This window comes from Pseudanabaena sp. FACHB-1998, assembly GCF_014696355.1.
Lineage (GTDB): Bacteria > Cyanobacteriota > Cyanobacteriia > Pseudanabaenales > Pseudanabaenaceae > Pseudanabaena.
Window position 1 is genome coordinate 1 of record NZ_JACJQA010000038.1, and the last position, 12,169, is coordinate 12,169.

Sequence of the window (12,169 nt, forward strand, 5' to 3'; positions counted from 1 at the left end):
ATCACCTCTGAGCTTTTACATTTTGGACAGTGTATTCCTGTTGTCCATCGCATCTGACGTACTGTTTCGTAACATTTTTCGTCATCAATTAGATGGGTTAAGTTCACACTCAGTATAGGGATCGCGGCTTTTGGATTTCGCTACAATATTATCAAGTTCTTCCTTACTTTCACCTCCCCGATTCACCTATTGAGCCAAACCCAAAATAAGTTGATTCGCCCGCTTCGCGGGCGAATCAACTTATTTGGGTTCTTGGTTTTATTAAGCCGAGGTACTTAGAAAAATTGCAAAATGTTTTAAAAAATCACGAATACCCAAGTTTTATTTACAAAAATAGTTTTGGAAGTCGATAATTACTTAACTAATCATGGTGAAGTAATCCAAATGGGAATAATGAAAGCGAAGGTTGCGACAAAATTGAAAATCCGTCCTGTTGATTCATCGCAACTGACTAAACCCAATGAAACTATTGATGTACCAGTAGGTAAAAGTTATGGATATGATAAATTTGACCCTGCTGACAATGGACATGTAAAAGTTACCCTTGCTGCAAATAGTGGAGTTTATTATGCATTTCCTCCCCATTGGGATGGATTAGTCCCATCTCAAATTGTGAGTAAACAGCAAGCTGAAGCTCTATTTGGGAATCCAATTACCGATGTACAGTTGCAAGATTTGAATGCCTGTTTAGGACGCTACAAGATTACAACTAAGGTCAGACTACGGCACTTTTTGAGTCAAATCGCCCATGAGTCGGGCGGCTTGCAATATACCGAAGAACTTGCCGATGGCTGTGATTATGAAGGACGTGATGATTTAGGGAATGTCAATGCTGGGGATGGTCCAAGATATAAGGGTGCTGGTGTAATTCAGCTTACGGGACGGACAAATTATCAAGCTTTTAGCAAGGCGATCGCCGATCCTAAAGTAATGGAGGGAGTTAATTATGTTGCTGCTAAATACCCATTTACCAGTGCAGGTTTTTGGTGGTCCAACAATGATATGAATACCCTCTGCGATAGTGGCGGAACCGTCGAGCAAGTGACGTTACGGGTAAATGGTGGCTATAACGGTTTAGAAGATCGCCAGCACTACTACGATAAGGCTTGCAGCATCTTTGCCTAAGTATCGGGCTGCAATTAAATATAAAACCCCTAAAGCTGAGGCGCACGCGCAGCGTGCGCCTCAGCTTTAGGTTTTAGTTATGCATTAAAAAGCCCTTGCAATGCAAGGGCTTTTTATGTTTAAGCTGGGGACGAGACTCGAACTCGTGACCTACTGATTACAAATCAGTTGCTCTACCAACTGAGCTACACCAGCAAATTTAGTGCTAAAGAATGATAACAGAAGTGCGATCGCTTTAGCAATATTTAAATATTTACTCTCAAAAGCGAAAGTTAAAGAGTTAGGAGTTGTGTAGAAAGCGCGGGTAAGTCACTTGACAATTGAAAACTAAGCCTAAAATTTGCCTAGTTTTCAATTGTCAAGTGGTTGACGCTAATTGAATATCCCTACAAAATGCTTAATAGAAAAGTTTTGAACTGTTTCGAGCATATCGAGATTCTAAAAATTTGGTATGAAAACATAAATCATTAGCGCACATCATAGATTGATACGGACATGGCTAGGACAAGCGATCGCACAACGACAAATACCCAAAAGGTCAATCATTACAAAACCTTGCGGATTAGCTACAACGCAAATCCTGCTGAGGTCAAAAGCGCCTATCGCGGACTAGTCAAAGAGTTTCACCCCGATTGCAATCATCACCTCGACAACCATGATGATATCGCCTCGATCAATCTCGCTTATGAAGTCCTGAGCAATCCCCAAGCTCGCGCCCATTACGATCGCAGTTTGGGGCTTAAGCATAATCCGAACCGTAGTTCTCCGAGTGTGAAGCGATCGCCTACCAAGCGCGAAACCCATCTTAATGAAGATCAAAAAATTGATCGCTGGATCAAGCTAGTTTATGAACCGATCAGCGAAATGCTAGAGGTAATTCTGGATAGTCTAGATGAGCAGATTGATACTCTGGCGGACGATCCCTATGATGATGGTCTGATGGAAGATTTTGAAGACTACATTGATGATTGTCGGGGTTCCTATGCAAAGGCGCAGATTTTCTTTAGAGCCTTTCCTAATCCTGCCTCCGCCGCAGGTATTGCTAGCTATCTTTATCATTGCCTGAATGCGATTAGTGATGGCATTGAAGAGTTAAATTATTTCACCTTAAACTTTGATGATCACCATTTACATACAGGGCAGGAGCTATGGCGCAGGGCGGAAGAAATGCGCTACTACGCTCAAAGGGCGATGCAAAATTTGCAAAGGGACTAGTTGTCATTCAATAATTAAAAAGAGTGGCGCAGGGGCAACGTGCGCCACTCTTTTTAATTAAGCCTAGCTATGTTCGTTTTTTGAGATTCTTTTAATTTTTGTGTACTAAGCAAATTGGCGTGGGAAGATAGTTAAAGTTTGTATTCTCTAACACAGACGCAAATCGTTGTTAGATAAAATACAAATCATTAATTAATACCAAAACATAAAACAGCAAAGCCATTTTATGTCTTTGAAACCCTTATGAGGGTTGATTTTTAATTAATAAAAGTGTTGTCACACTTTCATTAATTGGCTATTAATTGGTTTGGTATTAAGTCTTTGACTGGTTACGCAAAAACCTAAATAGAGAGTTTGGTTATGTTGCACTCACTTTACTATTCCATCAGCGCTATTCAAGACGAAGCAAGACATCTACTTGAAAGTGGGAGACTGAGCCGCAGTCAACCTATTCATACCCTTTGTCGATTTTTTCGCGATCGCGAATGGTGTCAAATCGAACGAGAATTAGAAGAAAATCATTATCTATTACGCGATCGCATTTGTGATTTATTAAGCCGAGAATGTTGGCAAAATGATTAGCAATCTTAAAAACAGGGAGGTACTTGCCCCCCTGTTTTTTTAAGGTTATTAATTATTCGGATTTGAATCGCAGACTTTGTGCGAAATATTAGCCTTTAGTAACACAAAAGTTATACAATTTAACAATGTATAGCGGTAGTGCTAGCCATGTAAGCAACAATGGAGGTAATTCAAACCATTGGGGAGTCAGCAAGAGCAAAAAATGAGTCAAGGCGCTAATCTAATCAACCGCCTAAAAAAATTTGTTGACCAATCTGCTAATATGCTGAATCTAGACGAAGATGTGGCGATAGAAAGGGGCATGACTCAAATTATTAAGTCGGCGGTAATGGTAATTGGTGGTGGAGAGGATAAAGTCCAAGACCGCAAGATTCTCAAAGCCTTTGTAGAAAATTCTGGTGGCTCCCAAGCTCGCATTGCGATCATTCCTTGCGCTTCAAGGGAACCAGATATTATCGGACGAATTTACCATGATATTTTTACTGACCTCGGCGCACAAGCTGTTGAGGTCTTAGATATACGTGAACGTCCTAACTATGACTATCCCGCAGCCGAAGCGTTAGTGGATCGGTTTACAGGTGTTTTTATGACTGGTGGCGATCAACTGCGTCTTTGTGGTCTGATTGCCGATACGCCTTTTGCGATTACGATCGCTAAGCGAATTACTGAAAATCGCTTAGTTTTAGCAGGCACGAGTGCTGGCGCAGCTGCTATGGGCTATAACATGATTTCTGGTGGTAGTAGTGGTGAGTCTCCTCACAAGGAACTCGTAAATATGAGCACTGGGCTGAGTATTTTGCCTGAGATTATTGTCGATCAGCATTTTCATAACCGTAATCGGATGGCTCGTCTGATTACGGCGATCGCTGCCCATCCAGATAAGATTGGCATCGGTATTGACGAAGACACCGTAGCTATTTTTGAGCCAAATAATATTATGCGAGTTTTGGGTCGTGGCACTGTTACTGTGGTCGATCCAGGTGAGGTCTCTTACAGCAATCAATTATGGGTCAGTGGTGCTGCGCCTTTAACGATTCATAACTTGCGTGTGCATATTCTTGCCGCAGGCTGTAAATATCACCTACTCAAGCGGATTCCGATTAGTCCGTCAGTATAGAAAACCCAAAAAGAAGGCGGCGCATCGCGCCGCCTTCTTTTTGGGCTTCAATTAATGGCTATATTTCAAGCTGATATTTTTTTGTTTATAGCTGTGGTCACTTGCATGAGGACAAATCACAAAACCAGAAGATTAGTTGCGGCACGAAGTGCCACAACTAGTCTTCTGGTTTTGTGTCCTAACATGGCAACAGCCCAAAATAATAGTGATGCTTCGCGCCGCTATTATTTTGGGCTTCGTTTGCTGAATAAAATTTAAAATGTTAGGTTATCGATCTACAAAAACATTTTGCAATAATTATTCTCCCCTAAACTAAGCAACGACTGTAATTTCTGCATTTATAGGCTATCGCCTCATTTGCCCACCTATGAACACCCCCCCTGACAGCAACTCCTCTCCTCTCAAAAATATATTTTCTTGGGTTCAGAACACTCCCGAAAGAGCCATTAACGAAGCTTTTGAATCTGCTGTCAAGATCAAGCGAGTTGAAGAAGAAAACTTTAAGGGCAACAAAATTGCCAATGATGGCAGCTTTAGCACCAGTGTATTTAGTGTATTTGAAATCCAGCTTCAAAAAAATCTCAGAAACATTAATCTATGTCTTAATTTTTACAAGGTCAGTGCTAACTTACCGTATTTGCAGACTCAAAGCTCCTCTAACCAAGCTAATACGGCGATCGCCAAATATTCCCCCAACAGCCAAGACCTTGATCCCGTTGGTAATGGGCAGCTTTCCGCTAATCAACTGGGTGGTAATAGTCGTAGGTTTTCAATTTACCAAAAGCTCGCCTTTATCGACTACATGCTCGATCGATATAACAATGCCAGCGATCGCGTTATTGATGTCGAATTTAAGCCTTCCGAAAAAGCTCCTGTCAACTCCAAGCGATCGGGTGAGGAGGAGATAGGCTCCGACGAGACCGAAAAGTTTCAACTTTTTAAAAACAATAAATCCAAAAATTTCAGGCGCACAACCCCGCCAAGCACATCCGTTGAGAAAAGCATCTTACCTGGCTCTTTTTTTAAAGCCTTCGATCGCGTTAAACGAAATCTTAGCGGCTCCTATCTTGAATATGAAAAGGACATCGTTGAAGAGCTAAGGCAATCACGGGAACGCATTAACCAAGCCCTTCGTTATATCGTCATTCTGGTGATTTCTGTAATTGCGGTGCAGTTTTTATCCAAAACCTTGGTCTTCAGCCCGATGATCAACAGTTTTATTGATAATAAAAACATGACCGTTAGGTTTAGCCCCGCTATTGAGGAAAAAGCGTTTAATGCGCTCAAGATAGCAAAAGAGCGGATTGAATTTGATTACATGATCAAATCAATTATGGCGGAACGGGCTGATCCCAAAGACGAAACCTTAGAAAAAGCTGAAGCACCTAAACCAGAATCTCCTAAGGAAACAAATAAGCAGGAGCCAGCTAAACCTGAAATCTCTAAAACAGAGACTGCTAAATCTGAAGCTAAGGAGGAAATTGGCAAATCTGAGGGTAAAAATGCTGAGAATAAAACCGTGGAACGCGCCGAAAATTCGTCCTCTGAAGAAGTTGAAGCTTTAATTAAGCAGGAATCCATCAAGATCTTAAAAAGATATAACGAGGAAAGCCTCAATGGAGTAAAGAACTTACTCGCCGATATTACATCTGCTTTTGTCTTTTATATATTTCTGTTGTCAGGTCGTAAGGAACTGCAAACCATCAAAGAATTTCTTGATGAGGTGCTTTACAGCCTCAATGACAATGCCAAGGCTTTTTTAATCATCATTTCTACCGACACCTTTGTCGGATTCCACTCCAGCGAAGGCTGGGATGCATTGCTAACAGTTGTCTTTGAGCATTTTGGACTACCAGAAAATAAAATATTAGCCCAGTCATTTATCTCCACGGTTCCCGTTTTCTTAGACGGCTTATTCAAGTTTTGGATTTTCCAATATCTCACCCAAGCCTCGCCTTCTACGGCGACTATTTATCGTGAAATGAACGAATAACCCTGATCAACTAAGAAATTTTTTGAAAGGGTTGCAAAGCAAGCCTTTCAAAAAATCTGGGTGCGATCGGCAGTCGCTAGAAAGACAGCTTTGCGGTGCAAAGCTGTCTTTCTTTTGATTAAACTTTCTGAACAAAGGTTTTGCCAAGCAAGCCTTGAGGTCTGACTAATAAAACGATAAACAACAGAGCAAAGGCTACGGCATCTTTATAAGCCGATTGATCTGAGGGGACAAATGATTCCGCTAAACCTAAGACCACACCGCCCACCACTGCTCCCGGAATATTCCCTAAGCCACCAAGAACGATTACGGCTAGTCCCTTTAAACCAAAGCCAATGCCAAAATAGGGCCCCGCAATGCTGACACTAGAGCCAACGAGAGTTCCTGCTAATCCGCCGAGAAACCCTGACACAAAAAAAGTTAGTAAAATAAAAAAGTCAGTATTAATTCCTAAAAGACTAGCGGTAATCGCATCTTCGGCAACGGCTTTCATCGCTTTACCGAGTTTGGTGTAGTTAATCGCGTAGGTCAAAATCGATAAAATGATTCCCGATACGCCGAAAATGACGATTTGGACAGTGCGAATGGCGATCGGTTTGTCTACTGTGCCGAAGTTAATCGCTGGTGGGAGACTGCCATAGATATTGGCGGGGAAGTTGTAGCTTTCTGCGCCCACCAGATATTGAATGGTGTTAACGATGACTACGGCTACGCCCAAGCTAGAAACTAGGGTAAGTAAAGGATCGGCTTTGCGATCGCGTAGAGGTCTAAAGGCAATCCTCTCGATGAGGACGCTAACGCCACCAGCGAGAATACTACCGATGAAAATGGCAACAAAAAAGGGTAAATGCAGTTCTTTGGGTAGGGAGAGATTGGCTAAAATGCCATTAAAGCCAAATGCGCCGCCACAAAGTACATAGGTAAAATACGCGCCAAGGGTGAATACGGCTCCGTGAGCGAAGTTAATGATCCCTAAAATTGAAAATACGAGGGTATAGCCGAGGGCAAAAATTGCGTAAACACTGCCAATGGATAAGCCATTTAAAAACTGTTGTAAAAATACGGAAAAGTCCATAATGCGTTTTTTTAAGAATTTTACACTTGCTCTTACATTTACGATTACGGGATTGGCGATCGCTTTAACTACCTCTCCGACCAATTCGGCGATCGCCACCCTCAACCGTCCCCATACCAAGCCCATCTCATCCCCAAATCTTTTACCCAATTCTTCCGAATTTATCGCTACAGGCGCAAAGCAAGTAATTGAATTACCCGATACAGGCGCACAAAATGATAGTTGGAGTTGTGGGCCCAATTCGGCGGCGCGAGTTTTGCGTTATTACGGGCATGAGGTGGACTATGTTTCGGTTCGAGCCTTAACGGATAAGAAATTATTTTTACCGCAAAAAATGCGGAATCCCTTCAACAATCAATGGATTGAGATCCGCACTGGTACGCCTCCCGCCACGTTGCAACAGGTGATGCAACGCTGGGAAGGCGATCGCGTTAAACGCTCACCCCAAACAAGTTTTAATCGATTAATTAATTTAGTCCGTTCGGGTAAACCTGCGATCGCCTTGGTGCGGGTGGGTGGTTTTACAGTGCCATATGTTGGCACGATTCCCTATTTACATTGGATTGCTGTGACAGGCGTTGACCCGCAGCGTCAACAGATCTATTACACCGATACAAATAGCCAAAGCTATTCTATGTCTTATAAGGATTTTCAGACTCAATGGAATTTAGGCTTAGATCGCGATGTAAGTATGGCGATCGCCAATGTTCTTAAAAGTAACGGTGTAGAAGCAAGAACAATTGTCTGGGTAGATCGCAGTTAAAATTTAAAGCTAGGGTTGCTTTAAAAAGAAATCCCAACTTAAATTTCGTGTTCTAATTAGAGCTAATAATAGTTATACAAATATGGTTAAAATCACTTTAGAAGTACCAGAAGAGTTATCTCAAAAATTAGTAAATCTAGGCGATCGCTTACCTCAAGTACTTAATCAAAGCCTAGAACAGACTGGTTTACCATCTTCTGTATATAGATATATTCTCAGCTTTTTAGCAAGTAATCCTACTTCTCAGCAAATCAAAGATTTTCGTCCTACTATCGATATGCAAGAACGTTTAAGGACATTAATCATAAGAAATGAAACAGGTGATTTAACAGAGCCAGAAATTATCGAGCTAGATGAGTATGAGCGTATTGAACATTTAATTATTATGCTCAAATCTGGCAAGCTGAAATTTCTAGAGCAATGAGCAGTACATATATCTCTAATGCAATCAGAAGGTTAGTAGAACAGAGGGCAAACTATCAGTGTGAATATTGCCTTTTGCCTGCTGGAGTTTCTTTCTTTCCCCACGAAATTGATCACATTGTTGCCTAAAAACATGGTGGCTTAACCGTAGAGGATAATCTGGCTTTCACTTGTTGGCGTTGTAATCGTCACAAAGGAAGTGATTTAGGTTCTTTTGATCCCAATACAAATGAGTTTTGCTTCCTTTTTCATCCGAGAGGGCAACGATGGCAAGATCATTTTAAGCTTCGAGATGGTGAGATTTTTGGACTGACGGCTGAAGGTCGCACGACAACACAACTTTTAAAGCTCAATTCAGAAGAAAGAATTTCAGAACGCCAAAGAATTTATGGAAGCTAGTCATTCTTACAAAATCAGCGATCTATTTGCCCCCTGCATCGCCATAGCCAAATTATTCGGAAAATATCATTTAGGGCATAGATCTTAGGAAATAGATTTTGGGCTTTATTGCTTAACTTGCATCGAGAGAAATTTTTTTTTTAGTTGTTTTGTAATTTTCCTTGATAAAGTCATTGATGTGATGTGATTGATCAAGACTTAGCTCTTCTAACTCTGCTTTTCTTACTTTTTATCTCAGTAGCCTAACTTACCGTTCATTACAGCATGGCAGAAATAAGCTATAAGCACTATTAACTATGATCAAAACCGCAATTACAAAGATCGCCGTAGTCGGATTTTTTCCTTTAATGTGCAGTCTCACCCCTGCTATTGATGCGATCGCCTTAGCTCAAAATTCGCCTAATCCCGTCTCAACCAGTCTAATCGCGCAGAATACTCAAAATAATGCGCTGACGAATACGCCGATTAAGTTGGTAGAGAGGGCAAATGCACTGAGGGAGCAAAATCAACTCGATCGCGCCCTAACTTTGTATCGCCAAGCGATCGCCGCCAGTCCCGAATTTGTACCTGCCTATTATGGTTTAGGGGTCACCTTGCGTCAGAGGGGGGACATTCAAGGCGCAATTGAAGCCCATCGTCAAGCCATCACCATCGACAAAAGCTATACCCCTGCTTACTACGGTTTAGGAATTGCTCTGTATCAAAAAGGCGATACAAGGGGGGCAATTGATGCGTATAACCAATTTGTCAGCCTCAGTAAAGCGGACACAAATCTCGCGCCTGTGTATTACAACTTGGGGCTTGCCCATGAACGCCAAAATAATATTGGGGGGGCAGTTAGTTCCTTTCGGAAAGCAATCAGCTTTGATCCTAAATACGCGCTTGCCCACAACGGCTTAGGTACGGTATTGCGTCGTCAAGGCAATCGCCAAGAGGCGATCGCTGCCTATCGCAAAGCGATCGAACTAGCGCCGCAGTATGCCGTGGCGCATTTTGCCTTAGGCATATCCCTCTACGAGGAACGCGACTATATGGGCGCAATTGAGTCCTATAAGCGGGTAACTGCCATTGATGCCAATTTTCCGAATGTTTATTACAACCTTGGTTTAGCCTATAACCAATTAGGCGATCGCCAAACCGCGATTACGACTTTCCGTAAGGCGATCGAGCAAGATCCGCGCAATGCAGATATTTATTCAGCCCTTGGTAGTGCGCTCTTACGGGAGGAAAATATTCCTGAAGCGGCGGAAGCTTTTAAACGTAGTACGGAAATTAACCCTAAAGTTGCTAGTAATTTCAACGGCTTGGGTTTAACCCTCCGTCGCCAAGGGGATCTAGAAGGCGCGATCGCTGCCTACGAAAAGGCGATCGCCCTTAATCCTAACTATGCTGCTGCCTACAACAATCTAGGACGAGTCCTCTCTGACCAAAATCGCAATGCCGACGCAATTAAAGCCTTTCGTCAAGCGATCGCCCTTGATACCAAAAATGCAGTCGCCTATAGCAATCTCGGTAATTTGCTGCGCTCTCAGGGCAGTAGTGATGAGGCGATCGAAGCCTTTCAAAAAACGATTGATATCGGCAAAGAGGATCTATGGGTGGACTACACAAGTTTGGGGCTTGCCTACGCCGATCGCGGCAAGTTGGGAGAAGCACAGGCGGCTTATCTGAAAGCGATCAACTTAAATCCAAAATTTGCCAAGGCTTACTTTGGTTTGGGGGCTTTATACACTTTGCGTGGTGAAGTGAGCAATGCCATTCGCTCTTACCAAGAAGCCTTAAAGCTATACGAAGAAAATCGAGATGCCGAATGGATCAAACGCACTCAGCAAGCCATCCAAGCTTTACAAGGGATTACCTAACAATGACTATAAAGAAAGGCGGCGCAAAGCGCCGCCTTTCTCTTCGTAACACCGCCCAAAGCGCTGGAATACTAATTCACGAAAGTGTTGCCACACTTTTGTGGATTGTAGCTGTTGCCATTCTTGTTAGGACACAAAACCAGAAGACGAGTTGCGGCGCGAAGCGCCGCAACTCGCTTCTTGGGTTTTGATTTTTCCTAATATCAAGTGACCATAGCTATAAAAACCAAACCCAGTAAGGGTTTTTAAATTAAGAAATGGCGTAGCCATTTCTTAATTTGGTATAAGATCGACAAATTAATAAAAATAGATTGTGGAGTTTTAAAGATAAGCATGGGATTTTTAGAAGGTCAGGTGGCGCTCGTTACAGGTGCATCAAGAGGAATTGGTCGGGCGATCGCTGTTGCCCTCGGAGGAGAAGGCGCAAAGGTCATCGTCAACTACGCTAGCTCTGCCACTGCTGCGGAAGAAGTGGTTGCAGAAATTAAGGCAAATGGTGGCGAGGCGATCGCCCTCCATGCCGATGTCTCCCACGAAGCCCAAGTTGAAAGCTTAATCAAATCGGCGATCGATACATGGGGACGCTTAGACGTGTTAGTGAATAACGCTGGCATTACCCGCGATACGCTATTGCTAAGAATGAAGCTTGAAGATTGGCAATCCGTAATCGACCTCAACCTCACAGGCGTATTTCTTTCCACCAGAGCCGCTTCTAAGATCATGCTCAAGCAAAAGTCGGGGCGCATCATTAATATTGCTTCGGTCGCTGGACAAATGGGCAATCCCGGACAAGGTAATTACAGTGCGGCAAAGGCAGGCGTAATTGGCTTTACTAAAACCGTCGCTAAGGAACTCGCCAGTCGTGGGATTACGGTGAATGCGGTGGCTCCCGGATTTATTGCTACAGACATGACCGCCGAATTAAAAAACCTTGACGATATTCTCAAATTTATTCCCCTCGGTCGTTATGGTCAGCCCGAAGAAATTGCGGGTATGGTGCGATTTCTGGCTGCAGATCCTGCGGCGGCGTATATTACAGGGCAAGTCTTTAATGTCGATGGCGGCATGGTTATGGCATAAATAACAGAAAAGGGTGCTTCGCACCCTTTTCTGTTATTTATGCAAATATATTGAGGTTGAGGTAAGTTTAGTATGAAAACTCTGATAGCAATAATTTTGGGGATTTTGTGTTTTGTGATTAGTCCCGATCTGGCGATCGCCTCTGCTGATTTCCCAACTGATTTCACTAAACAACCTGTGATCGCCATCAAGGTTAGTCTGAGTAACGAAGCCAATGAACTTAAATTTACACCCAATAAATTTACCTTTGAGTCGGGCAAGCGCTACAAATTAATGCTGAGCAATTCTAGTGGCATGAAGCATTATTTCACGAGCAAAGATTTTGCCGACGCAGTCTGGACGCAAAATGTCGTGGCTGGCAATGTGGAAATTAAGGGCAGTATCCGCGAATTAGAACTACGCCCTAACACCACTGCCGAGTGGACTTTTGTACCAGTTAAGTCTGGTACTTATGAGTTGCACTGCGCGATCGCTGGTCACACCGAAGCAGGAATGCGTGGCAATATTACAATTCAGCCCAGTGCTTAAATTTAGG

12 protein-coding genes, 1 tRNA gene and 1 pseudogene are annotated in these 12,169 nt (G+C 42.8%); 11 read left to right on the forward strand and 3 right to left on the reverse strand.

What is annotated here, in order from left to right; genetic code table 11:
• A partial coding sequence (locus H6F42_RS22160) for a transposase (RefSeq protein WP_347272320.1) occupies nt 1-107 on the reverse strand: 107 nt, incomplete at its 3' end.
• Nucleotides 108-339: 232 nt separating this feature from the next.
• On the opposite strand from H6F42_RS22160, the gene H6F42_RS15950 reads away from it, so the two are divergent.
• Nucleotides 340-1,125 (forward strand): chitinase, encoded by a 786-nt coding sequence (locus H6F42_RS15950; protein WP_190400366.1) that lies wholly within the window; start codon nt 340-342, stop codon nt 1,123-1,125.
• Between the two features lie 122 nt (nt 1,126-1,247).
• Here H6F42_RS15950 and H6F42_RS15955 read toward each other — a convergent pair.
• Nucleotides 1,248-1,320 (reverse strand) — tRNA-Thr (locus tag H6F42_RS15955).
• A gap of 300 nt (nt 1,321-1,620) precedes the next feature.
• On the opposite strand from H6F42_RS15955, the gene H6F42_RS15960 reads away from it, so the two are divergent.
• The 4 genes from H6F42_RS15960 (at nt 1,621) to H6F42_RS21960 (ending at nt 6,032) form a co-directional block, all read left to right on the forward strand.
• Entirely contained in the window at nt 1,621-2,340 is a 720-nt protein-coding gene (locus H6F42_RS15960; protein ID WP_190400367.1) for a J domain-containing protein, read from the forward strand.
• A 360-nt stretch (nt 2,341-2,700) separates the two neighbouring features.
• Complete coding sequence (locus H6F42_RS15965; protein WP_190400368.1) at nt 2,701-2,922, forward strand: DUF4327 family protein; 222 nt, start codon at nt 2,701-2,703, stop codon at nt 2,920-2,922.
• A 202-nt stretch (nt 2,923-3,124) separates the two neighbouring features.
• Nucleotides 3,125-4,039, forward strand: coding sequence for a cyanophycinase (locus H6F42_RS15970; RefSeq protein ID WP_190400369.1), 915 nt, complete (start codon nt 3,125-3,127; stop codon nt 4,037-4,039).
• A 367-nt stretch (nt 4,040-4,406) separates the two neighbouring features.
• On the forward strand, nt 4,407-6,032 hold the full coding sequence (locus H6F42_RS21960; protein ID WP_242018477.1) for a hypothetical protein: 1,626 nt from the start codon (nt 4,407-4,409) through the stop codon (nt 6,030-6,032).
• Between the two features lie 118 nt (nt 6,033-6,150).
• Here H6F42_RS21960 and H6F42_RS15980 read toward each other — a convergent pair whose 3' ends face one another.
• Entirely contained in the window at nt 6,151-7,107 is a 957-nt protein-coding gene (locus tag H6F42_RS15980) for a branched-chain amino acid ABC transporter permease (protein WP_190400370.1), read from the reverse strand.
• 1 nt (nt 7,108) lies between these two features.
• Here H6F42_RS15980 and H6F42_RS15985 point away from each other — a divergent pair, with 1 nt between their 5' ends.
• From H6F42_RS15985 to H6F42_RS16005, 6 genes and pseudogenes are all read left to right on the forward strand, one after another.
• On the forward strand, nt 7,109-7,870 hold the full coding sequence (locus H6F42_RS15985; RefSeq protein ID WP_190400371.1) for a C39 family peptidase: 762 nt from the start codon (nt 7,109-7,111) through the stop codon (nt 7,868-7,870).
• Nucleotides 7,871-7,952: 82 nt separating this feature from the next.
• On the forward strand, nt 7,953-8,294 hold the full coding sequence (locus tag H6F42_RS15990) for a hypothetical protein (protein WP_190400372.1): 342 nt from the start codon (nt 7,953-7,955) through the stop codon (nt 8,292-8,294).
• Nucleotides 8,291-8,692, forward strand: a pseudogene (locus H6F42_RS22345) (HNH endonuclease signature motif containing protein). Before H6F42_RS15990 ends, H6F42_RS22345 begins: the two are co-directional and overlap by 4 nt.
• Nucleotides 8,693-8,988: 296 nt before the next feature.
• Nucleotides 8,989-10,554 (forward strand): tetratricopeptide repeat protein, encoded by a 1,566-nt coding sequence (locus tag H6F42_RS15995; RefSeq protein ID WP_190400373.1) that lies wholly within the window; start codon nt 8,989-8,991, stop codon nt 10,552-10,554.
• 333 nt (nt 10,555-10,887) lie between these two features.
• Entirely contained in the window at nt 10,888-11,634 is a 747-nt protein-coding gene (fabG, locus tag H6F42_RS16000; RefSeq protein ID WP_190400374.1) for a 3-oxoacyl-[acyl-carrier-protein] reductase, read from the forward strand.
• 72 nt (nt 11,635-11,706) lie between these two features.
• Nucleotides 11,707-12,162: a cupredoxin domain-containing protein gene (locus H6F42_RS16005; RefSeq protein ID WP_190400375.1), complete on the forward strand. Its 456-nt coding sequence runs from the start codon at nt 11,707-11,709 to the stop codon at nt 12,160-12,162.
• Nucleotides 12,163-12,169: the final 7 nt, after the last annotated feature.